20 protein-coding genes are annotated in these 23,198 nt (G+C 38.2%); 10 read left to right on the top strand and 10 right to left on the bottom strand.

Features of this window, described 5'->3' with window-relative positions:
• Window positions 1-12: 12 nt before the first annotated feature.
• The 3 genes from AC0L7T_RS06400 to AC0L7T_RS06390 form a co-directional block, all read right to left on the bottom strand.
• Entirely contained in the window at window positions 13-366 is a 354-nt protein-coding gene (locus tag AC0L7T_RS06400; RefSeq protein WP_473341664.1) for a DUF485 domain-containing protein, read from the bottom strand.
• 34 nt (window positions 367-400) lie between these two features.
• Complete coding sequence (locus tag AC0L7T_RS06395; protein ID WP_473341662.1) at window positions 401-2,233, bottom strand: ABC transporter ATP-binding protein; 1,833 nt, start codon at window positions 2,231-2,233, stop codon at window positions 401-403.
• A 282-nt stretch (window positions 2,234-2,515) separates the two neighbouring features.
• On the bottom strand, window positions 2,516-4,186 hold the full coding sequence (locus AC0L7T_RS06390; RefSeq protein WP_473341661.1) for a hypothetical protein: 1,671 nt from the start codon (window positions 4,184-4,186) through the stop codon (window positions 2,516-2,518).
• A 210-nt stretch (window positions 4,187-4,396) separates the two neighbouring features.
• On the opposite strand from AC0L7T_RS06390, the gene AC0L7T_RS06385 reads away from it, so the two are divergent.
• The 9 genes from AC0L7T_RS06385 to AC0L7T_RS06345 all read left to right on the top strand — a co-directional run bounded on the left by AC0L7T_RS06385 (window position 4,397) and on the right by AC0L7T_RS06345 (window position 12,592).
• Window positions 4,397-4,642 carry a type B 50S ribosomal protein L31 gene (locus tag AC0L7T_RS06385; RefSeq protein WP_473341659.1) on the top strand — a complete coding sequence of 82 codons (246 nt, stop codon included), beginning with the start codon at window positions 4,397-4,399 and terminating at the stop codon, window positions 4,640-4,642.
• A 72-nt stretch (window positions 4,643-4,714) separates the two neighbouring features.
• Window positions 4,715-5,920, top strand: a complete 1,206-nt coding sequence (locus AC0L7T_RS06380; protein WP_473341658.1) for a putative sugar nucleotidyl transferase — start codon at window positions 4,715-4,717, stop codon at window positions 5,918-5,920.
• 11 nt (window positions 5,921-5,931) lie between these two features.
• Window positions 5,932-7,053 (top strand): DNA polymerase III subunit, encoded by a 1,122-nt coding sequence (locus tag AC0L7T_RS06375; RefSeq protein ID WP_473341657.1) that lies wholly within the window; start codon window positions 5,932-5,934, stop codon window positions 7,051-7,053.
• 56 nt (window positions 7,054-7,109) lie between these two features.
• Window positions 7,110-7,550: an ATP-dependent zinc protease family protein gene (locus AC0L7T_RS06370; RefSeq protein ID WP_473341656.1), complete on the top strand. Its 441-nt coding sequence runs from the start codon at window positions 7,110-7,112 to the stop codon at window positions 7,548-7,550.
• Window positions 7,550-8,458 (top strand): 30S ribosomal protein S6--L-glutamate ligase, encoded by a 909-nt coding sequence (rimK, locus tag AC0L7T_RS06365; protein WP_473341655.1) that lies wholly within the window; start codon window positions 7,550-7,552, stop codon window positions 8,456-8,458. The genes AC0L7T_RS06370 and rimK overlap by 1 nt, the downstream gene beginning before the upstream one ends.
• Window positions 8,458-9,396 (top strand): hydroxymethylbilane synthase, encoded by a 939-nt coding sequence (gene hemC, locus AC0L7T_RS06360; protein ID WP_473341654.1) that lies wholly within the window; start codon window positions 8,458-8,460, stop codon window positions 9,394-9,396. The genes rimK and hemC overlap by 1 nt, the downstream gene beginning before the upstream one ends.
• Window positions 9,389-10,240: a peptidylprolyl isomerase gene (locus AC0L7T_RS06355; RefSeq protein ID WP_473341653.1), complete on the top strand. Its 852-nt coding sequence runs from the start codon at window positions 9,389-9,391 to the stop codon at window positions 10,238-10,240. The genes hemC and AC0L7T_RS06355 overlap by 8 nt, the downstream gene beginning before the upstream one ends.
• Window positions 10,215-11,162: an SDR family oxidoreductase gene (locus tag AC0L7T_RS06350; protein ID WP_473341652.1), complete on the top strand. Its 948-nt coding sequence runs from the start codon at window positions 10,215-10,217 to the stop codon at window positions 11,160-11,162. Before AC0L7T_RS06355 ends, AC0L7T_RS06350 begins: the two co-directional genes overlap by 26 nt.
• A 41-nt stretch (window positions 11,163-11,203) precedes the next feature.
• Entirely contained in the window at window positions 11,204-12,592 is a 1,389-nt protein-coding gene (locus AC0L7T_RS06345; RefSeq protein WP_473341651.1) for a sodium-dependent transporter, read from the top strand.
• Window positions 12,593-12,774: 182 nt separating this feature from the next.
• On the opposite strand, the gene AC0L7T_RS06340 is transcribed toward AC0L7T_RS06345, so the two are convergent.
• Together AC0L7T_RS06340 and AC0L7T_RS06335 are read right to left on the bottom strand one after the other, a co-directional pair.
• Window positions 12,775-13,335: a bactofilin family protein gene (locus AC0L7T_RS06340; RefSeq protein ID WP_473341650.1), complete on the bottom strand. Its 561-nt coding sequence runs from the start codon at window positions 13,333-13,335 to the stop codon at window positions 12,775-12,777.
• Window positions 13,336-13,339: 4 nt separating this feature from the next.
• Window positions 13,340-14,368 (bottom strand): ParM/StbA family protein, encoded by a 1,029-nt coding sequence (locus AC0L7T_RS06335; RefSeq protein WP_473341649.1) that lies wholly within the window; start codon window positions 14,366-14,368, stop codon window positions 13,340-13,342.
• Between the two features lie 344 nt (window positions 14,369-14,712).
• On the opposite strand from AC0L7T_RS06335, the gene AC0L7T_RS06330 reads away from it, so the two are divergent.
• The gene (locus AC0L7T_RS06330; RefSeq protein WP_473341648.1) at window positions 14,713-15,309 is read left to right on the top strand and encodes a porin family protein; all 597 of its coding nucleotides are present in this window, start codon (window positions 14,713-14,715) and stop codon (window positions 15,307-15,309) included.
• A 13-nt stretch (window positions 15,310-15,322) separates the two neighbouring features.
• Here the strand turns inward: AC0L7T_RS06330 and AC0L7T_RS06325 are convergent, their stop codons facing one another.
• From AC0L7T_RS06325 to AC0L7T_RS06305, 5 genes are all read right to left on the bottom strand, one after another.
• On the bottom strand, window positions 15,323-15,826 hold the full coding sequence (locus AC0L7T_RS06325; RefSeq protein WP_473341647.1) for a helix-turn-helix domain-containing protein: 504 nt from the start codon (window positions 15,824-15,826) through the stop codon (window positions 15,323-15,325).
• Window positions 15,827-16,103: 277 nt separating this feature from the next.
• Entirely contained in the window at window positions 16,104-16,682 is a 579-nt protein-coding gene (locus AC0L7T_RS06320; protein ID WP_473341646.1) for a hypothetical protein, read from the bottom strand.
• Between the two features lie 547 nt (window positions 16,683-17,229).
• The gene (locus AC0L7T_RS06315) at window positions 17,230-18,414 is read right to left on the bottom strand and encodes a hypothetical protein (protein ID WP_473341645.1); all 1,185 of its coding nucleotides are present in this window, start codon (window positions 18,412-18,414) and stop codon (window positions 17,230-17,232) included.
• 357 nt (window positions 18,415-18,771) lie between these two features.
• Window positions 18,772-21,873, bottom strand: a complete 3,102-nt coding sequence (locus tag AC0L7T_RS06310; RefSeq protein WP_473341644.1) for an efflux RND transporter permease subunit — start codon at window positions 21,871-21,873, stop codon at window positions 18,772-18,774.
• A 60-nt stretch (window positions 21,874-21,933) separates the two neighbouring features.
• Window positions 21,934-23,079, bottom strand: a complete 1,146-nt coding sequence (locus tag AC0L7T_RS06305) for a hypothetical protein (RefSeq protein ID WP_473341643.1) — start codon at window positions 23,077-23,079, stop codon at window positions 21,934-21,936.
• Window positions 23,080-23,198: the final 119 nt, after the last annotated feature.

The raw sequence follows: 23,198 nt of genomic DNA, 5'->3' as shown, positions 1-23,198 counted from the left end.
AAAACCTTCCGCCTATTTAAAGTTTTCTCTTGGCTTGATGGAGGATGGCTCAATGTCCTCTTTAATCCCTTCTGGCTTCTTTTCTATATGACCAACTTTCCCATCTCTTTCAAGGTCAAATACCAAAGCCTTTAGCTCCTTTTTTTCCAATTCAATTTTCTTAATACGACTATTAAGACTACTGGTATAACCCCAATCTGTTCCCCAGGTAATAAGGTAAATTACCAAACCAGCCAATAACCAGGAGACAACTTCTCCGGTCAAAGGAATACTGCCCCACATTTTTTCATAAGTAAGGAAATAAACCAAACTTATACCGAAAAACAAGGCTGTTAAAAGCTGAAATACACTGTTGACTTTTTTCATAACGCGTTCTAAAAGGGTTTCTTTACACAATATACTAAACAGACTGCATTTGGGAAAGTTTATTATACAAACCACCTTTTTGGATCAATTCTTCATGACTCCCCCTTTCCACTATACTTCCTCCTTCTATCACCAATATTTCATCCGCATGCTGTATGGTACTCAATCGATGAGCGATAACCAAAGAAGTTCTGTTTTTCATCAAATTAGACAATGCCTCCTGAACCAATCGCTCCGAGGCGGAATCAAGAGCAGAAGTGGCTTCGTCTAAAATTAAGATTTCAGGGTTTTTCAATACCGCTCTAGCGATACTTAAGCGTTGCCTTTGGCCCCCTGATAACTTACCACCCCTTTCGCCAATATTAGTCTCATAAGCCTGATCAAGGTCCATGATAAAATCATGGGCATTGGCGATTTTAGCTGCTTCCTGAACTTTCTCCAGGGACACCCCTTCCATTCCAAAAGCTATATTATTGAATACCGAATCGTTAAAAAGGATCGACTCTTGTGTCACTATCCCCATTAATTTTCTGACATCTGCAATTTTGTAAGTATTCAGCGCCACTCCATCAATTTTTATTACACCTTTGGTAGGATCATAAAATCTTGGCAATAAATCTGCCAAAGTGGATTTACCCCCACCAGAGGGCCCAACTAAAGCAATGGTACGCCCTTTTTTTAATTCAAAATTTATATCGTTCAATACCGAAGCTTCCTGGTAGGCAAAGCCCACGTTTTCAAAAACTACGGAATTTGTGAATTCCTTTAATTCTCTAGCTTCTGGCGTATCTATGATCAAAGGTTTGGTGTCTACTACAGCAAAAATCCGTCGGGCCGAGGCCAGGCCTCGCTGTATACTGCTTAGTGCTCTGGAAATTTCTTTGGCTGGATTTAGCACTTGTGTAAATAAAATGATATAGGCAATAAATTCACTAGCACTGAGTTCTGAGGTATTGTTAAGTACTAAATTACCCCCATAGAGTAAAATTCCAGCGACTACGGAAACGCCTAAAAACTGGCTAATAGGTGAAGCCAACTCGTTTTTCCTGGCCATGGACACATTCACTCTGGCGTAATAACCCGTCTCAGCTTCAAATTTGTCTTGAACAAATCTTCTTGCCCCAAAAGCTTTCACCACCCGCATTCCACCGATGGTTTCATCCAAAATATTTACTATTCTTCCCAAAGACTCCTGACTTTGTTCCGCTTTTTTTCTAAGTTTCTTGGTGATATAGCCGATGATGGCACCTGATATGGGTATTAGTAAAATTGTAAATAAGGTAAGTTGATAGGACATAAAAAACAAAACCGCAAAGTAAAGAACAATTGTTACTGGCTCTTTAAAAATTACCCTTAGTGACTGTACAATACTGTTTTCGACTTCCTGAATATCATTGGTCATTTTACTAATTAGATCTCCTTTTCTTTCATCTGAGAAATAACCAAGATGCATATTGCTTACCGCATTGAAAATATGCACCCGCATTCCCTGTATAATATCTGCACGGACTTTCGCTAAAACAACCCCTGAGAGATAGGCAAATAAATTACTTAGGAAGACAGATATTACGATGATAATACATACATATACCAATGTCCCGAACCTCCCGTAGATATCGGCTATCTGAAGGAAATAATAGTTAAATAAATGCATGAAATAATTCACGCTGAAGGAAAACGCTGGTTTGTTTGCATAAGCCTGTAATTCATCCTTTCCCACCTGCTCAAAAATTACATCAAACAGTGGTTTTAACAGGGTGAAATTCAACAAGCCAAAAACAATAGCCAGCAACGCATAAGATATATAGGTAGGAAAATACCTCCTGTATGGCCGCGCATAGGCCAATATTCTTAAATATGTATTCATAAATTAAGCTAATTATGCAAGGTGAAAAACAGCTTCTTATCCGTTTCTATCGTTCATCTCCCTGGATTAAAACTGTAACGTGCCATCTCAAGACTTTTAGGGCCTTGGTCGAAATAGGCAATAAACACGCTTAAGCTTGGCGAAATCATTTCAAAATTGACTTACCATCCTATTATGAAACCTTCAACATAAGACAGCCAATTGAAAGTTTCCAAATAGCCAGATCAAGCGTGCAATTTACTATTTTTTAATAGGGGGAATCAGAATTTAAGAAAATTGGAATTAAAAATGTTGATTAAATCTTGCCATATTCAGCCTTAGCGCCAATTGTCCATAGGAGGTTTTTGAAGACAATTCTCCATCAGAGTAGTCTCGTCTTAAGGTTTGTGACAAATCGATGAACAGATTTTGCCGTAACATGAACTGAGCATGGAGAGTAGCCATGCCTACCTTATTTTTAATCCCTTGACCTATATAATTACCATATAAGCCAGTGCTAGTTTGTTGTCTGCTTTTTAATATATCACCGCCGTAGTTATCAGTATCAGTAGGGTCTGCACCATACATTTGGTACATAAAGGTTCCCCTTAAGGTTAATCGTGGTAAAGGCTGAAATGCCACCACAGCTAAGGTCTCCCTGAAATTAGCTCCTCTTGGATGTGTCAGAGGAATACGATAATTGGTATAAGATTGATAATCAAACTTCTCCTGAAAGGTAAATGGTCTTGCCTGGCTGTATTCCAATTGTAAGTCCAGGTTATTAACTCCTGCGACATCTATATACTTATACCCCAACTGCACCCCATGTTTGTTTCGACTCGATCCATCACCAGAAATGCCAAAAAACTCATCAAACACAAACTCATCAAGAACAAACTGGCCATAAACCTGCATACCCTTGGCAGGATGCCATTTCACATCGGTTCCTAGCATAACTTTATCAGGCGTTCCCAACTGATGTTCCACCCACCTGTAAAAAATTACCGGGTTAAAATAATTCCAATCGGCCTCACTTGCCATCACGGATTCAAAAATGCCAACGTTAATTTTATTACCCAAATTGATGCCAAGCCTATGAAATGAAAACCACTTTTGAGGATATCTTCCATCGGTAGGCACACCTCTGGAGGTAATGATATCCGCGGTCATCTGCCCCCATAAATTTGTGAAATCAACTTTACCAATTTTGGTATTAATCCTCAAGAATAAAAAGGGATTAGAAAAATCCGAAAGGACAAGGGATCTTAAGCCTTCTCCTATAAATTGGCTATCATGTCCCATTTGCACATGGATATGTTTGGTAGCTTCAAAGGAGAAATGCCCTCTGGCGGAGAAAAAATTATATCCGTCCTCCCCATAGCGTTTCCAAAAACCCTGACCCGGAATGGCCCCATGGCTTTCTACGTAATCATCCACCCAGCTGGGGAACACCAAATCGGTGGTAGCCAACATGGTATAGAAGCCTATTTTCCTATCAATGCTACCATGGATGGCTATTCCTCGTGTGTTTCTAAATGGAACCCTATCAGCCTCAGGCTCTATACCTCCTTGAAAATATAAAACAGGATTGACATGTACATCTAACACTTCGTCTCTATAATAATAAAAATCCGAAGGTCTTTTATAAATGTGTTTTCCCAATGAGCGTTTTGAAAAAGCCAAGGTATCCGAGGCATATTCCCAGTTATCTTGTAACATGTAGTCGAGATTAAACGCATCTATACTACTGAGATTGGTGGCCTCCTTTTTATATTTCTCAAGAAATTTGGCCACATTATCCCTTTGATAAGGCTTGGTTCCCGTGTGGAAAAATTCATTGAAATCACCATTTTTTATTTCGTACCTTTCCAAAAGATTATAAAAATCCCGATTGAATGGTAACAATGGACTTTGGGCCTGAACACTTGAAATAGCAAAAAGCAAAAACGTTAAAAAGAGAAAAAAGTACCTCATAAAATCGTGTTTTATACTGAGCAGCCTTTATTTTCAAGAAAATGGGCTCATTAAGATCCCGCTGAAAACTAGTCTATTGACTGAATTGGCTGATTATGACATAAAATTAACGAAGTATTTTATATTTGAAAGGGAATGTTTTGGAGAAAATTATAAAAAGGGGTAAATTTGTGCCTCAATTTGAAGAGGATAAAAATAACAGGCTATACAATGAAAAAAGAAATCCATCCTAATTACAGAGACGTAGTTTTTTTAGACACTTCCAGTGATTATAAGTTTATGACCAAATCTACCATTGAAACTGAGGATAAAATAACTTGGGAAAATGGCGAAGATTACCCATTGGTAAAAGTAGAGGTTAGCTCTGCCTCACATCCATTTTATACTGGCAAGAAAATGCTTTTGGATACTGCTGGTAGAGTAGAGAAATTTAACAGAAGATATAAGAAGAAGTAAATTTTTCATATTATTCTTTGAGTTAAAGTCTATCAGAAGCATATTTCTGGTAGACTTTTTTATTTTTGTAATATGGACAATATTGTTTTATTTGATGACCCCAAGAGTAGAGGAAACCTCTTGCCTTTTACATTTACCCGCCCTATAGCAGAAATTAGGATTGGCATTTTTAAAATCAGTGAAAAATGGCAATCCTTACTGCACGCTAAGGACCTCGGTTTTTTGACGCAGAATTATTTGCAGTCAAAATTCCCCCCACTTACTGCTAAGGCGCTGTATATCAATGGGGCTTTGTGTCCGGATGAGGACTTGGTAACCGCCATCAGTGAACTTAAAGAAAACGAAGCCCTATGGCATCAGGATACCCTATTGGCTTCTTCTTTTGATAAGCCAGAGCAATTCCACAGTGATCATTTGCCCGATAAAAAAAGGATAGACTACGATCCGGAAATAAAACTACTTAGCAAAACATGGCAGATTTTTCAGTGGAATGGTGATGAAATCAGGAAGGACTTTAACATAATAACCAAACGAAGGGTATCTTGGGGAACGGACGACCCACATACCCACATGTACAATGAGCCGGCCATATTTATAGAAAAAGGAGCTAAAGTTCGCGCAGCTATTTTAAACGCAACTAATGGGCCCATTTATATTGGGAAGAATACTGAGGTTTCGGAAGGAGCGATGATCAGGGGACCCTTTGCACTATGTGATGATAGCACCATCAGCATGGGTGCAAAAATCCGTGAAAACTCCACCGTCGGCCCTGGCTGCAAAGTAGGTGGAGAGGTTTCCAACACGGTTTTTTTCGGATATAGCAACAAATCGCATGATGGCTATATCGGCAACAGTGTAGTAGGAGAATGGTGTAATTTTGGTGCCAATTCTGTTGTTTCTAATATGAAAAACAACCACATGCCTGTCAAAATATGGGATTATACTAAAGGTGGATTTGGAGACACCGGGCTGCAGTTTTGCGGATCAATGGTCGCAGACCATACCAAGTTAGGAATAGGCACAACACTGAATACAGGCACCGTTATAGGTGTTGGGTCAAATGTGTTTGGAGAAGGATTTCCCAGAAAATTCGTTTCCTCCTTTGCATGGGGGGGCGGAGCTGCTGGCTTTAGCACATTCAAACTCATGAAATTCGAAGAAACTGCTCAAAGAGCAATGGAATTGAAAGGCAGAGAGTTTAATGAAAATGAAAGGGCAATTTTGCAAAAAGTATTTGAAGTCACCAGGCCTTACAGGATTTGGGACAAAGAATTTTAAATTAATCAACCATGCTTTTTTCATCCATTCCAGGACTCGAGGAAACGAAAGTCAAACTCATTAAAGCGATTCAAAACGACCATTTAGCCCATGCATTACTATTTCATGGAAAAGAAGGAAGTCCCAACCTCCCTTTGGTCCTGGCGCTCGCTACTTATATCAATTGTTCTGATCCAGGAGCGGAAGATTCGTGCGGAAAATGTCCCTCATGTCTTAAAATGGAAAAGTTAATTCATCCAGATCTGAATTTTGCCATGCCTCTACCGGCAGTGAAAAAAAACGACGATGAAGAGTCTACTGATCTCCTCTCCTCTTGGAGGTCTTTTGTTCTAAAAAACCCTTATGGGAACCTACAGGATTGGAATTATCATTTAGCGATCAATAAGCCCTTGAGTATTTCTAAAGGTGCTGCCAAACAAATTGTCAAAACACTTTCTTTGAAATCTTTCGAAGGTGGTTATAAAATGATGCTTATTTGGGCTCCGGAAACCATGCATTCTGCCGCAGCTAACGCACTACTCAAGATATTGGAAGAACCCCCTGCCAAAACCTTGTTCCTTATGGTGACTCAACAACCGGAAAGCCTTCTGACCACCATTCTATCCAGGACTCAAAAAATACATGTGAGGAATTTTTCCGATGACGAAATTAAAAATTTTCTGGTAGAAAAAGGTTTGTCTACAGCTGTGGCAGCAGCGCAAATCGCTCCTCTGGCTGATGGAAATTTAAGAGAAGCCATGTTGCTTTCCCGCAATACCGAAGACAAAAACACTTTGATCTTCAGAGATTGGCTCAGAAACTGTTATTCTGTTAAAATACAAGAACTTGTTAATTTCGCAGACCAAATCACAAACTTTACAAAAGAAGGCCAGAGAACTTTACTATTAACAGGAATCAATGTCATTCGTGAATCCTTATTAAACAAGGCTCAATTAAATGAATTGATGCGAACAAGTGATGAGGATAGAGAGTTTATAGTGAAATTCAGTAATGCTGTACTAAATGATGAAAAGCTGTCAAAGATTTACACGGCCTTAAACGAGGCGCATTACCATATCGAAAGAAACGCAAACCCTAAAATCCTATTTTTGGATCTGGCATTTAACCTGGCTCGAATTATGAAAGCAGCTTAATGCAATAATATCAGAACCAACATCACAATTACTCAAGTAAAGCTTAACTTTAAGCCATGGAAAAAATTATTATCGGGAGGAAAGAAACAATTGATCTTCCAGAATGGGGCATTACAGCTATCAATGCCAAAGTGGACACAGGTGCTTATAATTGTTCCATCCATGCATCTTCAGCAGTTGAAGTAGAAGTAGAAAACAAAAAGATGCTGGAAGTAATTCTACTTGACCCAGAAGACAAGGGGTATACTGGAGAAAAAATATACATTAGTAATTACAAAGTAAAGAAAGTAAAGAATTCCTTTGGCCACATTGAAAAAAGATTTTTAATACATACCACCATAACATTAGGAAACAATAACCTTGAGGTGGCCTTTACCCTTTCTGATCGTGCCAAAATGAAAAATGCTGTGCTAATAGGGAGAAAAATCCTTAAAGGAAGGTTTTTGGTAGACGTTGAAAAAGTGAACCGTGCTCCCAAGAAAAAAAATAAACGATAATGAAAATAGCCGTATTATCCAGAAATCCACAACTATACTCCACTAAGCGTCTCATGCAGGCCATCCGAGAGGCAGGCCATGAAGCCTTGGTTATTGATCACTCAGCTTGTGATTTGGTCATTGAGCAAACGGGACCTTATATCATCTATAAAGGTGAAAAGCTGACGGGCATCGATGCAATAATCCCCAGAATAGGGGCTTCAGTGACCTTTTACGGTACTGCCGTAGTCAGACAATTTGAATTAATGGGTGTATTTTCCGTGATTGAATCTCAGGCAATTGTTCGAAGCCGGGACAAGTTGCGGTCCCTTCAGATTCTATCCAGAGAGGGTTTAGGGATGCCTAAGACCGCATTTACAAATTTCTCTAAAGGTGGAGAAAAACAAATTGTAGAAATGGTTGGAGGGGCGCCATTAATTATAAAATTACTTGAAGGAACACAAGGTCTGGGTGTAGTTTTAGCTGAAACAAGGAAAGCTGGGCAATCCGTAATAGAAGCTTTTCACGGACTTAAAGCCCGAATAATTGTTCAGGAGTTTATCAAAGAAGCAAAAGGTGCCGATATTAGGGCATTTATAGTGAACAACAAAGTGGTTGGAGCCATGAAAAGGCAAGGAGCAGAAGGAGAATTTCGCTCCAACCTACATAGAGGAGGAAAAGCAGAGGTAATTAAGCTTTCACGTGCAGAAAAGTCAGCTGCCTTAAATGCAGCCAAAGCCCTTGGACTTTCCGTTGCTGGGGTAGATTTGCTACAATCAGATCGTGGCCCTTTAATCTTAGAAGTAAATAGTTCTCCTGGTTTGGAAGGAATAGAGAAAGCTACAGGAATAGACATTGCTGGAAATATCATTTCATTTATAGAAAATTCTGTCCAGAAAAAAAACGCAAAAAGGAAATCGGATTCGTAATGAAATCAATTAGAATAGGAACAAGAGGAAGTAAACTGGCTTTGTTTCAAGCCAATTATGTGGCAGATTTATTGACCAAAAATGGCATCACTACCACTATTGTACCCATTGAAACCAAAGGGGATAAAGTCTTGGATGTATCCATTTCAAAAATAGGAAGTAAAGGCGTTTTTACGGAAGAGTTGGAGGCTAAATTGGCGATCGGAGAAATAGACATAGCCGTGCATAGTGCCAAAGATTTGCCATCGCGTCTTCCTGATGGATTTGAGATTGTCGCCTTTACCGAAAGAGAAAAAGTAAACGATATAATCATTAGCCATAAAAATGATTTTCCAGACTTAAGTGACAGCAGTAAGTCCATCGTACTGGGCACCTCTGCCACCAGGAGGATCGCCACCTTAAAGTATTTTTATCCCCATGTCAAAACTGTTGACATTAGAGGCAACTTGCAAACGCGAGTAGCGAAAATGGAAAGTGGTATTTGTGATGGCCTTCTCTTGGCCTATGCTGGCGTACACCGTATGGGATACGATGCGCTTATCAAGAAAGAATTACCAATAACAGAATTCACTCCAGCAGTGGGGCAAGGAAGTATAGGGGTAGAAATTCATGACAGTTTGGATGCTAACCTTAAGTCCATCATAAAATCAGCCGTCAATCATAACAAATCGGCTACTTGCCTTAAAGCGGAAAGAAGCTTTTTAAGAATCCTGGAAGGTGGTTGTAGTATTCCTGCTTTTGCATTGGCCAGATGGGAAGGCGACACTTTGGTGCTTGAGGGTGGATTAATGCAGATAGATGGAAAAGAAAGACTCTTTGCTTCCTATAGTGGAACAGAGGAAGATGCGGAGCAACTTGGTGAAAGACTAGCTGAGGACATTAAATCACGTGGTGGAGACAAATTGTTGAAAGAAATTAAGCAAAGACTAAATGGCTAAACATTCATTTATAAGGATACTCACAGGTGTACTTTTTCTAATCGTTGCTGTTTCATGCGCTACTGAGAAGGACTACCTTATTACCTTTGATACGGAATATGGTAAAATGTATGCCATTCTATATGATGAGACCCCTGTACATAAAGAGAATTTTATAGACCTGGCCAGTTCGGGTAGGTACGATTCAACCACATTTTATAGAATCATTGAGGATTTCATGATACAAGGAGGGGATGTATTTAATAAGGAAGGTATAAATCCAGAAGATTGGTACACCCTGCCTGCCGAGTTTAATGAAAACTTAATCCACGAGAAAGGCAGCATAGCCGCCGCAAGGCAAGGAGACAACACCAATCCTGAAATGAGATCAAGTGGCTGTCAGTTTTACATAGTCGAAGGTAAGGTTTACGATGAAACAGCTTTAACGACCGATATAAGGAAACTTCAGCAAGCATTTTCCAAATATCTCCAACTTGACAGCAATTCAGAATTAAGAAATAAGTACAGCGAACTATATCAGAAAGGTGAATATGACAGCATAAATTCCCTAATGCTTTCCAATAAATTAGTACTGGAAAAATTTTTTAACTTAAATTTGGGATTAGACAAAAGAAAAAATCAGATTCAAGCCTATACTACAAAAGGAGGTACGCCTCATTTGGACGACACCTATACTGTATTTGGAAAAATAATAAAAGGTCTGGACGTTTTGGACGAGATAGCTTCCTTGGAGACAGCTGGAATTAATAAGCCGATTACACCCGTTTACATGAAAGTAAATGTAGCGTTAATATCAAAAAAGAAAATAGCTAAAGAATATGGATATCAATATCCTCAAAAATAATAAGCCAAAAATACTGATCACAGGGGCAAATGGTTTGCTGGGACAGAAGATCATAAAAGAGATACTTATTGAAGGAAAATACAACGCCATAGCTACTGGTAGAGGAAATTGTCGATTACCGACAGAATGGGGGGGGTACATTTATGAAGAAATGGACATTACCAAACTTTCAGACGTAATGGACGTGTTTAAAGTCTACAAGCCTGATTATGTCATTCATGCAGCTTCAATGACCGACGTAGACAGGTGTGAAGTAAACCGGCATGCCTGTTTTGAACAAAACATAGCAGCAACCATGAATATCATGAAAGGTAGCGAACATGCAAAATCCCACTTGATATTTATATCTACAGACTTTATTTTTGATGGCAAAAACGGACCATATGATGAATTGGCAAAGCCAAATCCGCTGAACTATTACGGCAAAACAAAATTAGACACCGAAGTTGCCGTTCAAGACTACAAATACAACTGGTCTATCGTCAGAACAAATTTGGTTTATGGAATTGCACACGACATGAGTCGGTCTAACATTATTCTTTGGGTCAAAAAAGGGCTGGAACAAAACAAAGAACTTAGCTTGGTTGACGATCAATTCAGGACCCCCACACTTGCTGAGGATTTAGCAAATGGTTGCCTGCTTATTGTAGAGAAGAATGCTACAGGAATATTTAATATTTCAGGAGACGAATTATTAACTCCTTACGATATGGCCATCAAGACGGCCAATTTTTTTGGGCTAAACACTGAAGGAATAAAGAAAACAGATTCTAGCATTTTCACTCAGGTAGCTACCCGGCCTTTAAAAACTGGACTCGATATTTCCAAAGCAAAAAATATTCTGGGTTTCAAACCTAAAACTTTCACAGAAGGGATTGCTATTTTAGCAAAACAAATTAAATTAGCTAATTATAAAATGTAAACATTTTTTTATTTTGAACCTCTATCAACTCACCCAATAATATGCAAAACGCTAGTAAGACACCCTCCCGCGGACAATGGGGCTCATCATTTGGTTTCATCATGGCTGCCGGTGGATCAGCCGTTGGATTAGGTAATATTTGGAGATTTCCCTACATAACTGGACAAAATGGTGGAGGAGCTTTCGTATTTGTTTACTTAGTTTGTGTCCTTTTGATAGGACTACCATTACTATTGAATGAAATTGCATTGGGTAGAAAATCTGGAAAAAACCCAGTTGGCGCTATCAAAGAAACGGGGGGAAACAGATTTTGGCAGTCTTCGGGGGTTTTATGTGTAGTTGTTTGTTTTGCGGTACTTAGCTATTACTCTGTAATCGCCGGCTGGACTATAGGTTATATATTTACTGAATTGATAAATTTACCTGTAGATTTTGAGGTATTTATTCAGACACCACTATACGTAGTCCCTCTCTGCATGATCTTTATACTGCTAACCATCAGCGTTGTTCTTGGAGGAATTTCTGGAGGAATCGAAAAAGCAGCAAAATTTTTGATGCCCATTTTATTTATAATAATCCTTCTCATTGCTGCCAGGGCAGTGACGCTACCTGGCGCATCAAAGGGGATTGAATATTACCTTTCTCCGGATTTTAGCAAAATAAATGGTAAAGTAATTTTATCTGCACTTGGTCAGGCATTTTTCAGTCTGTCAGTAGGCTGGGGTTTGATGATCACCTTTGGATCCTATCTCCCTAAAGGAAATAACATTATCAAGTCTTCCTTATGGATAGCAGGAATGGACAGTACTGTAGCACTCATGGGAGGCTTAATGATCTTCCCAGCACTCTTTGCATTGCTACCTGGAGTGAGTCCTGATGAAGGACCAGCTTTAGTATTCAATGTTCTACCGAGGGTTTTTGACCAAATTGAGCCATTTGGAAATATTATTGGCGGATTATTCTTCCTGCTTTTATTGGTGGCTGCTCTGACTTCAAGCATATCCATGCTAGAGGTACCAGTCGCCTATTTTATAGATGAAAGAAAATGGTCTAGAAAAAAAGCCACCTGGACATTGGGTATTGCTGCTATGTTTTTAAGTATTCCATCTGCTCTGGCATCAGTTAAGGGAAATTTCTTTAACCTTATCCACATCGACTTCTTTGGAAATGATATAATTGGCTTTTTCAACCTTATGGATTTCTTCTTTGGCACCTTGGCCATTGTGATAATATGCTTAATGTTAAGCGTTTATTCTGGATGGATTAAAAACGTTAAAGATTTTGCAACAGAGCTTACCATTGGGGCACCATCATTTGACGGATTTCCAAGAATAGCCTGGATATTTTTTATCAAATGGATATGTCCTATTGTGATAATACTTGTCTTGCTCAATATGGTCGGCGTATTTGGAGCACCAGAAGCAGCATGATTTTAACATTGCGGCTTTAGCATGCCTCAGGCTGATTTACAAAAATTAAAAAAAACTAAAAAAGGCAACCATAATGGTTGCCTTTTTTAGTTTTTTTAGTAGCCTATAAGCTCCTCCTATTGCATGATGAAATCACTTTCTGAGAAAGGCCAGGGATCTTGTTGTATAATCCGGTATAATAATTACCAGGTTCTTGGAAGGTCCTTATTATCATCCTCCATTCCTGAAGAAGAAGTATTTGTGTAAGTTCTTACCTGTGGTTTTGTAATAGGTTTAACCGGCACTTCCTTTTTCTCTGAACTCCTGTCGTCCAACATGGAGTAAAGCTCCTCTCTGCTCACAGAATTGATCTTGCTAGATTTAGAAGCGTCATCTACAGCGTTAGGCGAAACTACCTGTACACTGCTATTGATTTGAGCTCCTTTATGTATATGTATAGAACTGGTAATGATACTACCTGACACCTTTGCATTCGAAAAAACCGTGGTATCCCCTTTAATGTATAAATCACCTACCACTTCACCATTGATACTGATCTCTTCGGCAATTATGTCTCCAGTTATGGAAGCTTTTTCTCCAACTACCACTTTTTTATCTGTCCTAATACTCCCCACGAGTATACCATCTGCCCTGATATCACTTTTAGAAATAATATCTCCTGTAAGTTCAAACCCCAATGATAAAACGGTTACTTTACCTACATTGGCTTCTTTATTCTGTTGCTTGTTGGATCCAAATTTCATATTATCAATCTCCTTTATCTTGTTTAAAAGTAGTCAGTATTGTAGAGCTATTCCCTAAATCTAGTCCTACCGCTTTGTCCTTGGCCCCACCATTAATGGCCAAACTATTGAAGCAATAGCCTATAGACGCCATTTGCTCGGGCGATTCTGGAACGTGAACATTTAATAAGCCATCAAATTCATCCTTAAACAAATTAACAAGCTCACTGTAATTCGCTCCTCCACCTGCTAAATAAATATCCGCTGATTTAGTGAAATCGCTATCAGAAAATGCTTTTCTCAAAGATGGAGAAATTACATCATTGTAATATTGAGTGATTACCTGCTTTCTAAGTTCTTTCAGATCTAAACGTTTTCTGTTTAGAATAATTGTGCCTTCACTAAAATATTGATCGATCTGATGCTCTGTTTTTAGATCTAAATAATTGTCTTTTTGAAGCTCACGGGTAATAAGGTTTATCGCATATCTTAAGCCAAAGGTAGAAACACTGGATCTCTGAACCAAACCGCCTTCCGTACTTAAAATTGCTTCCATGGTACCATATCCCAAACTGATCATGAAAAAGTTTTTGGGCGCTTCACTGTAAAGTTGTCTTACAGCCATGCTACAACCCACAACCTCAGGAATAACAGCCACTCTATCAACTTCGACGGCCATTTTTTTCTTACCCCCACCGCCAAAGGTTTGGGTATCATATTCTATAATATGCTCATTTTCAAGAAGTCGGTAGGCATTTTCTTTAAACACCTGAAAAGTAGAGAAGGGGAAACCTGTGGTAACAGTGATCGGGCTACCTAATTTCTGAGAGGCCAATAGAAGACCTGCTTTTAAAAAAATTCTATAGTCATTCTCCTCAGGAGAACTATTTATATTTCTATGAGGAGATGTTCCTTCGGATAAAGCTAAATCCCCAACCAAATATCCTATGTTGTCGTGATATATCTTAAGCCCTGAAACTAAATCTCTTGCCACATTCCTGAGTTCGAGATTACTACTTTCCAATACACTTGGGTACTTTATTACTTCTATCATGGAAATTATTTTTATCCTTTTTTAAAACGGTTATCCTTTTTTCTTATAAAACAATCTCAAAAACTAACTGCTTACTATATGACCTTTCAAATTTACACCATAAAACTTAACGTTCAAGATCAGATGTCAGGACACAAGTAATAAACCTTATGTTTAAAGACAAATTAAAGGAACCTTAGCGAAATAACAAGCTTGATACTCAAGTTTATGTTCATTTTTTTGTAAATGGTTAAAAATAAAAGATTTTCTAACAAAGTTTAAATTTTTTATCCTGGTAAAAGCCGAAATTAACGTTTACTATTTGAATTTGATTAGTTTTGTTATTCAACCAAATCATAAATATTATGAGACGGATGCCAATCACAATCCTATTACTCGCCCAAATTTTTACCTTTTCACCATTATTAGCTCAAGAGTTTTCCATTGGACCCAAAATTGGTGTTTCCCAGGGAAATATTTCGGTCAATGGAAGTACTTTCAGTAGTGGAAACGATAAAATAGGTTATCATGCAGGCCTTTTTGCCAGACTTGGAGGCAACCATATCTTTATACAGCCTGAAGTTTTGTATACCAACACAGGTGGGGAATTTACCAGTACACAAGGAAACAATACCGTTAGCTACACTGCCGAATTTGATAAAATAGATGTCCCTATTATGGCAGGATTTAAAATTGCGAAATTCTTTAGAGTACAAGCAGGGCCTACCTTGGCATTTATCCTAAACAGTGATCTTTCTTCGAGTTCCACCCTTGCCGTAAAGCCGGACTATAAAAAAGCAACTATCGCCTATCAGGCAGGCATTGGTTTTGACATTGCCAATTTTATAATAGATTTTAAATATGAAGGTCCCTTGGGAAAACTAGCAGACACCTATGTCGGTCTACCTACCGATCAGAGACAAAACCAGCTAATTCTATCCCTTGGCATCCGGCTTTTTTAAAAAAGTCAGGTAGCTATTCATTTCCCGCTAAACTATCCAGGTATTGACGGGATTTCTGAGGGGATTTTTTAAATTCACTTGGTGTCAGACCTGTGATCTTTTTGAATTGGGTAGAAAAATATTGAACACTGGCATAGCCAAGTTTCCAGGCAGTCTGACTGATATTGAACTCTCCAAAACTTAACCACTCCTTTGCCTTTTCTATCTTTAACGCAATGAAATATTGTTCTATAGTCATTCCCTGAGAATTACTAAACAATTGGCTAAGCTGACCATAATCAACTCCCACTTTTTCCGTCAGTAATGCAGAAATAGGGGCGTTAAGTGCTGATGGGTCTTTCTCAAAAAGTTGTATCAAGGTGAATTTCACTGTTTCTACCCAAACCATTTCTCTGCTTTTAGCAATGGAAAAACCCAATCCCCCCAATTCTTTTTCAAATTGTTGAAGCTGGAAAGGCTGGAGTTCATGCTGGAGAACTACTGATCCGAGTTTCACTTCTTCAAAAGGAATCCTCATATCAATTAATACCTCCTTCACCGCCATGATACACCTGGGACAAACCATATTAGTAATAGGAATTGTAAGCATTTCTAGACAACAATGCTTTTGGTAAAAAAATTTCAAAAACTAAAGATGGCAACCCTGAGCAATACATTCTTAATAGAAGACCTAAACTTTTATAGTTTACTTGTGAATCAATCACGCTACAAAAGTCATTTTTTGACAAAAAAAAAGAGGCTGATAAATCAGCCTCTTTTTAGTAATTAGTGGTTAAGCGATTAGTACTTTTTAATTAATTGACAAAAATAAATTTGCCCTCTCCATTTTCTTCTACTATTTTAATGTCTATATTTTTCATAGACTCAAGGTTTGTAAACTTGAATTTCTTTCCAAAAGTTAAACCTGTTATTGCCTCTTCATAAATCAGGTGTCCATTGTCATAAATTTCTACCGATTTACTTGCACCATTTAGGTTACTCATAGTAAGCGCCAATGTCTTGTCATCTACTGCAATCATTCTAGCAAAAAAAGTTTTCTCAACTTCCTGAGAATCAAGAACAATATCAAAATCAGACAGCTTTCCATCTTTGCCATTGAAGACCTCTAACTGATAGCTTCCAATGTCCAATTTGTTCAAGTTGTAATTTTTGTAAAATACTTTTTCAGCATCGATTACATCTCTAAAAATAATTCTATTCGTTTTATCCTTGATGGCAACGGTCACCTTACCCTCAGGTATTTCCAGATATTTCAGTTGAAACTTGTTATTACCTACTTTTTCTAGGGTAACGATAGGATTCTCAACAGGTGCAGTGGCAAAAACTGTTGATGTTAATGTGAATGCGAGAATTGTAGCAATAATTAATCTCATGATCGTAAATTTTTAAAGGTATGTTAGCTTTAAAAACCTCTGCCAGGAACTTCCTAACATTTCTTTATTGAGGCTAATTACTTTGGGCAGGTAATTGAGCTAGAATTAGCAATCATTGGTCTGTGATATATTTTCATCTTCTTTTAATCAGTCTCTTGGATACTGCTTCAGCCCTGGGCTGGCAGTATTTCGCTTTTAGCTTGTATATGAACTGATAGTTCGGAAATTTCAATACTTCATAGAACCCTTTTGGCTACTTCTATTTTTATGACTTACGTAAGCATGACACAAATGTAATTGAGCAATAAATGAATTGCAAATATTTCAATAAAAATATGTTATAATTATTTTATACATAACATTTTGCCTAAATATTATGTATTCCTAAATTTCATTTCATATCAAAACAGAATCACAGTATTAACCTGCAGGCATATTTTAAACCATGTTAAAGCAAAAAATCAAAATTTAATTTTTTTTAGTTATTTTTAACACCATAAAAATCTATTTTAACATATTTTTTAATTAGTAAGGGTATTACACAAACCTAATCTTCTAATTTCAATCGATAAAAAACATTATACTCCCTTTCAACCAGCGGTTCAAGGTTATCATTAATGAAAATTTCACCCCTTTCGTTGGCAAAATCCAGCACACCATGAACAGGAAGTTCTTCCACCACCCCTATTTGTTTGCCGTCCTCAATTACCAGGTAAAAGGTCTTTACAAAGTTCTTTTTGGCTTCCTGGTACTCTGGTAAATCATTAACTCTTGAAGATTGTGCCATCAAACGTTCCAAAACATCTTCAGGAATCCTGGTTTTAAACTCCGCAATAATCCTATCCCCAACAAAGCTAAGCGCTGTAAATCGAGGATAAGAAGAAGTATACTCTGCTTCTTTAGCAATTTTTGGGATTATCTGAGGCCTATACTTATGCCTAAGGGCTACTTCATGTAAAAGAACAGGTTCATTTCCAGAAAAATCATAAATAAACAATTGATTACTCACTCTTGGGAGCACGGCCATCAGATGCTTACTTCTATGATAAGCAATAAATGGCTCTGAATTCCCTACATACTTCCGCTCTTTCCTTGGACCCCATGTTTCAGGGTAAGCATTAAACTGCTTGAGAAATTGATCTTTTACCCTATAGGTAAAAATCGTTTTTACGGAATCATAATACACAGGTTTGTCCCGATTCTCTTTGGACATAGAACCAGGATCAAAGAGATTGTTCTCAATCCCTATGAGCATCTCCTCACCCTCTTTTAAAAAACCGCTAAAAAAAGTTTGGTAAGAACTCATCGTCACCCCAAAAACACCTAAACTAATCGATTCTAACACTTTTGTTTTTTCACCATCCAGATTAAAGATTTGAAACCTGTATAAAATATCTTTAGCCGCAAATTTCTCTTCTCCCAAAAAATTATAACCAAAAGCGCCATTGGCCCCTATACTATTTGGCCCGTCTTCAAACACTTCGTAGTCTTTAATTACTTCTCCATTTTTACTGATCAGGTAAGGCTTTCTGCTTTTACTCCCTCTCATTAAAAAAAAATCCCCTGATAACTGCTGGTCATCCATACCCAGGGGCTCTAGAACATCCACTACAACACTGTCAACTAAGACAAAGGACATCTTACGCTCAGGGCCCTGCTCTTCCTCTGTATTCTTAGAGGAACAAGCACAAACAATCAATAGGGCAACAAAGGAATTTCGAAGGAATAACATTTGATAAATTTAAGTTTAAGTCTTTATCCGAAATATTAAAAAGCCATTCATTAACAACTAATTAATACAAGACACTGAAAGGATGCATTTAGAAAGGTAATTCTTTTGATTTCACCAGGCTTAATGTCAACCAACTTATGGGAGAATAAACCCGGATTATGTAATAGATTATCTATTGCATATTTCGGGTTAAAGCACAAAAGTACTTGAAATGAAATCACCATTTCTATATTTCAGGTTATAATCGGCCGGTATTTAAATAACGATAAACTGACTATGTCATAACAGCAAAAAGTAAATTATTATAATCCCCAGGGCCAGCTTATAATTAACAGGACCTAAAACAATCGTTATGATCTAAACATGTCTCTTCCATAAGAATACTGGAAGGGCCAAAAACACCCCCACAATGCTAAACACCAAGCCTCCAATGGTACCTATAGCCAATGAAAACCAAAAAATCTCGCCTTGTCCCTCCATTACAAAGGGAATCAACCCAAAACAAGTAGAGAGAACCGTCAATAAAATAGGCGTAGCCTTTCCTCCCACCGCTTTTAGCACATTTCGGTTATAGTTGCCTTTGCTACGGTTATTAAGGTCATTGACAATGAATATCGCAGCATTCACAGCCAATCCACCAAGCATCACAAAAGCAGCATATCCTCCCTGGTCAAAATAAAAGTCAAACAATGAAAATATCAGGAACAAGCCAATAAACGAGATGGGTATAATAAAAATGATATACAAAGGCTGCTTGAAATTTTCAAATAGAATGGAACAAATAAAGAATATCCCAACGATTAGCACCAATAACAGGCCATATTGTCTTTTGGCTTTGTCATAACTCCAATTATTGGTTTGTTTGCTTATTGAATAACCTATTGGCATGTTAGCTTTCATCTCTTCCATGACTTCGTCCAGGTACTCCCCTCCAAATTTTGCAGAGCCCATATAATCAAAGGACACCAGGCGAATATACTGCCGGTCCTCCTTATGAAGCGCATTGGTGGTTGTTTCCTTATTCAAAGAGCCAAAACCTGACACCTTGAAAATCTTGTCTTCACTCGATATCAAACTACTGTTTTCAAGATCAAACCTTGAGAACCGGTCTGATTTTTTTTCTTTAACCACAACCCCATATTTATCATTGTCAACCTCCAAAAACAAGGAAGGCTGCTCATGTTGAGACAAATCTTTGAGTGCATTTACCACCTCATATTGATTGGCTCCTGCCATGGCCAGTAATCGCTGGTCAAACCGCAAAACATATTCTTCTGTCTTTTTCTCGCTCCAACCCCGCCGTTCGTTGGTATTTACCTCCTGGATTCTTCTATGCGACAATAACTTTTCGGCCAAAATCTCTGACTGTCTTTCAAGTTCAGAATAATTATACCCTCTCAGTTCCGCTCGAAACGAAGGGATTCCATCGCCACCTGGCCCTACATAAAAGCCCTGTCCAACGCCATATATACTCCATCGAACACCACTCCAATCAGTTGACTTCATTGCGAGCTTTCCCTTAAGCCTGTAAGGCAAAGCAGAGGTTTCATGGGCTTCTTTAAAGGTGATTTCAATGCGTGCATTTTGTCCGGAACTTACTGTGGTAACAAATTTATCCACTCCTTCCACTCCTTTAAGGAAAACTTCAAATTCACCCATAATAAAGTTCATTTGCTCTAAAGTATTCCCAAATGGCAGGGTGGCATTGACATAAAGCCTGGTTCTTTCTGCCTCTCTATAGGAAGACTTTTCAAACACACCACGAACAAACATCCTGAAAGATCCGCCAAGAGACTTGTCCACATAGGGTCTAATCTCCTCCTGATAATAACTATTCCCCACCGTTTTGTTGTACCATTCATGTCCCTCCCAACTTGACGGAAGGTAAAACACAGGCAGCCCAAACAATAAAATCAGCATGACTATAAAAGTTTTTCTGAACTTTGCCGTAAACCCTATAAACCGACTAAAGCGAGAAAAAGCTACAACACGTTTTCTTAGCTGAGGCAGGGTAAGCCTTTTGATTGCTTTTTGCTTCTCTCCGAAAAGCAAATCATACATGGCCGGAGTAAACAATAAGGCGACCAGTAAAGAAACGCCGAGCATTACGGCTACTACCACAGAAAACTCCCCAAGGTTTCGCCTATCGTCTTCAGGTAATAAAAAGACCATTAACAATGCCACAATGGTGGTAAGTGAGGCTGCCAGAAGTGCTAAAAACACTTTTCTATTTTTATGCTTGTGCAAATGATCAATCATAATAATGGCATTGTCGACAATCAAACCAAAAGAAATGGTCAAGCCGGCCAATGAATACATGTGAATGTTCACTTTTAACAAGTAGAGTATAATCACTGTTAGGCTAACATTGACGATGATGCCTAAAAACAAGGTGAGTAAATATTTAAAATTACGGTTGATTAAAAATATAAATACCACCAAAATTAAAATAGACAATCCGGATCGTTTGTATATTTTCTTCAGCTCCTTATCGAGAAAGGAAGTGTCGTCAAACTCCAACCTGACATCAAACCCTTCCGGAAGATTCACTTTCGAAGCAGTCATTATTTCCTTTATCTTCTGGGCCAGCAGCACCTTGTTTACCCCATCCCTATTGGTAATGGTAAGGTTTACTGAATTGTTGCCATTGATCCTGTAGAAATTCTGGGGAGCTGATTCCTCGAGGGTAAGCGTCGCTACATCTTTGAGGTAAATGGCTTTCCCTTCCACCCTTCCTAATAATAGGTTCTCCAAAGCGGTTTTATCTGCGATAGACCGATCAATCTCCAAAAACATGGATTCACCTGAAACGTTCATCGCCAGGCCTGGATAGTTCCGACCAAAAGAATTCCGAATTCTACTCTCCAAACTGGACCTTGAAAACTTTAAAGATTGTAGTTTTTGAATGTCATAAATAACATATAAGTAAAGCTCATTTGCTCCACGAATCTCTATGGTTTCAATTTCCTCAACGCTATTTAATCCAGTTACAAGAATATCCTCAGCAATTTTCTTGATCTCAAAAGAAGCAAATGGCCCATTGATGCTATAGGTTAGAATAGGTTTTTTTTCCTGAATGCTCTTTTGTGAAGATTGGGTAACGTTCGGATAGCTAACCTTGCTGTCCAATGAAGGGAAAACCTGTCGGATCAATGCTGCGACTTCAAATTTTTTGTAGTCCATATCCGTGCGTTTGTCAAAACGCAATTGAATACTACCAGTATTGTATTGAGATACCGAAGTGGTTTTTTTCAACTCCGACAGTTGGGTAAATGCTCCTTCCAAAGGGGATGTAGCCAGCTTCTCCACCAGTTCTGGAGAGGCGTCACTAACATAATAACTGATATTTAATATTGGTTCCTTCTCTGGGGGATTGAGATCCACAGACAATTTGGGGATCAATGCGATTCCAATAATTGAGGCTACAAAAAAGAGGATTACTACTCGAAAAGGTGTCATTTCAATCCTTTATAGAAGTTAGCTACTAAACATTTATGTTCCATATGGGCTTGATTACTATTATACAATTTCATAAAAATAAAAAGCAACATAATCCTTTTCATCTTCTACTACAGGTTGATGTATATTACTATCAGCAAAAAGATGTCCGCCTTTAAATTTAAAGCGGACGTCAATATGCCCTTCCCATAATTTTTTATCTCCTTTTATAATTTGATAATAAGTAATTTTGTATTCTTTAACCAGTGCCATAAAATCCTCTCCTCCCAGCAAATCTTGTGGCAGGGCATCCACTTTATCCTGTGGTGCCGCCCCCTTATACCCAGTAAGGAAATAACCGTTGGATGTCGAAAAATGAACATATTCAGATCCAGCCAGCTCATTGAACACACCATTACCTAAACCTTCCACAGGAAATGGCTTAACCTGAACATATTTATCTGAGGGATTTAAAGCTACCTTGCCGAGTAATTTTAACCCGGGAAATGAATATTTGTAGATTTCCGGGGAATTGGAAAACAACAAAAACAACTCATCTCCCATCACAATGGAATGAGGGGCCGGTTCCCTGTATTTGCCCGGATGTTGGATGATTTGTGATTCCTTGGGAATATATTGTTCTGCAATAATTGCTTTCTTTTTAAGGTCATATACCGTCAAAAAAGGAAAACGAGACAAATAATCTTCTTGATCAAAAAAATCTTTAGCTTGATTGTCAGGGGACCTATTTGCAAATATTTTATCACCGACCAGCCGGATAGCAAGTCCGGCACCTAAGGAATGGGTATAAAGGTTGAATGATGCGGATTCTTTCTCTAAAAGATTAAATCCCAAATCATAGGTATAAATACCTCCAGAAAAGGGGAAAATCAAAATCTGGTCATCCCCATAATAATGTGCGGCAAAAAAATAGTTTCCAAAACTATCTTTCCCATCCGCAGACAGATTTTTGCTTAGAACAACATCACCATCTTCAGTAACACGTGAAAATTCTTTTCTTTGGTAATCATACATTAAGTATTCAGACCTGTCAGGCTTGATATCAATTATAGTCAAATTTCCCAAATAATCTACAATCAGACTATCTGTTACTATAAATTGCGGCGCATCATCTTCAGCAATGCCTCTCTCGTTGCTAGATGAGCAGGAGAATTGAGTGCATATCAGTAAAAACAGCACAAAATATGACCTTGCAAGATATCTCATGTTTATTGGTTCATAGGTTCATAAACGCTTGGACAATCGGATCAGGTTATAAATACTGACTGATTCAAGAATGATTTGCCATGTCAAACTTATTCTAATTTCGATACTTTTTGTTCGAT

It is taken from the genome of Cyclobacterium sp. 10D3-21 (assembly GCF_055809755.1).
Note: the sequence above shows the minus strand (reverse complement) of the source record. Positions and strands in the feature narration are given on the sequence as shown.

Excerpts from the sequence above, each read along its gene's own strand:
- AC0L7T_RS06345 (WP_473341651.1), top strand. The coding sequence starts at position 11,204 with ATGCAAAACGCTAGTAAGACACCCTCCCGCGGACAATGGGGCTCATCA.
- AC0L7T_RS06380 (WP_473341658.1), top strand. The coding sequence starts at position 4,715 with ATGGACAATATTGTTTTATTTGATGACCCCAAGAGTAGAGGAAACCTC.
- AC0L7T_RS06370 (WP_473341656.1), top strand. The coding sequence starts at position 7,110 with ATGGAAAAAATTATTATCGGGAGGAAAGAAACAATTGATCTTCCAGAA.
- AC0L7T_RS06330 (WP_473341648.1), top strand. The coding sequence starts at position 14,713 with ATGAGACGGATGCCAATCACAATCCTATTACTCGCCCAAATTTTTACC.
- AC0L7T_RS06325 (WP_473341647.1), bottom strand. The coding sequence starts at position 15,826 with ATGAGGATTCCTTTTGAAGAAGTGAAACTCGGATCAGTAGTTCTCCAG.
- AC0L7T_RS06340 (WP_473341650.1), bottom strand. The coding sequence starts at position 13,335 with ATGAAATTTGGATCCAACAAGCAACAGAATAAAGAAGCCAATGTAGGT.
- AC0L7T_RS06390 (WP_473341661.1), bottom strand. The coding sequence starts at position 4,186 with ATGAGGTACTTTTTTCTCTTTTTAACGTTTTTGCTTTTTGCTATTTCA.
- AC0L7T_RS06355 (WP_473341653.1), top strand. The coding sequence starts at position 9,389 with ATGGCTAAACATTCATTTATAAGGATACTCACAGGTGTACTTTTTCTA.
- AC0L7T_RS06335 (WP_473341649.1), bottom strand. The coding sequence starts at position 14,368 with ATGATAGAAGTAATAAAGTACCCAAGTGTATTGGAAAGTAGTAATCTC.
- rimK (WP_473341655.1), top strand. The coding sequence starts at position 7,550 with ATGAAAATAGCCGTATTATCCAGAAATCCACAACTATACTCCACTAAG.
- AC0L7T_RS06350 (WP_473341652.1), top strand. The coding sequence starts at position 10,215 with ATGGATATCAATATCCTCAAAAATAATAAGCCAAAAATACTGATCACA.
- AC0L7T_RS06385 (WP_473341659.1), top strand. The coding sequence starts at position 4,397 with ATGAAAAAAGAAATCCATCCTAATTACAGAGACGTAGTTTTTTTAGAC.
- AC0L7T_RS06375 (WP_473341657.1), top strand. The coding sequence starts at position 5,932 with ATGCTTTTTTCATCCATTCCAGGACTCGAGGAAACGAAAGTCAAACTC.
- AC0L7T_RS06395 (WP_473341662.1), bottom strand. The coding sequence starts at position 2,233 with ATGAATACATATTTAAGAATATTGGCCTATGCGCGGCCATACAGGAGG.
- AC0L7T_RS06315 (WP_473341645.1), bottom strand. The coding sequence starts at position 18,414 with ATGTTATTCCTTCGAAATTCCTTTGTTGCCCTATTGATTGTTTGTGCT.
- AC0L7T_RS06310 (WP_473341644.1), bottom strand. The coding sequence starts at position 21,873 with ATGACACCTTTTCGAGTAGTAATCCTCTTTTTTGTAGCCTCAATTATT.
- AC0L7T_RS06305 (WP_473341643.1), bottom strand. The coding sequence starts at position 23,079 with ATGAGATATCTTGCAAGGTCATATTTTGTGCTGTTTTTACTGATATGC.
- AC0L7T_RS06400 (WP_473341664.1), bottom strand. The coding sequence starts at position 366 with ATGAAAAAAGTCAACAGTGTATTTCAGCTTTTAACAGCCTTGTTTTTC.
- AC0L7T_RS06320 (WP_473341646.1), bottom strand. The coding sequence starts at position 16,682 with ATGAGATTAATTATTGCTACAATTCTCGCATTCACATTAACATCAACA.
- hemC (WP_473341654.1), top strand. The coding sequence starts at position 8,458 with ATGAAATCAATTAGAATAGGAACAAGAGGAAGTAAACTGGCTTTGTTT.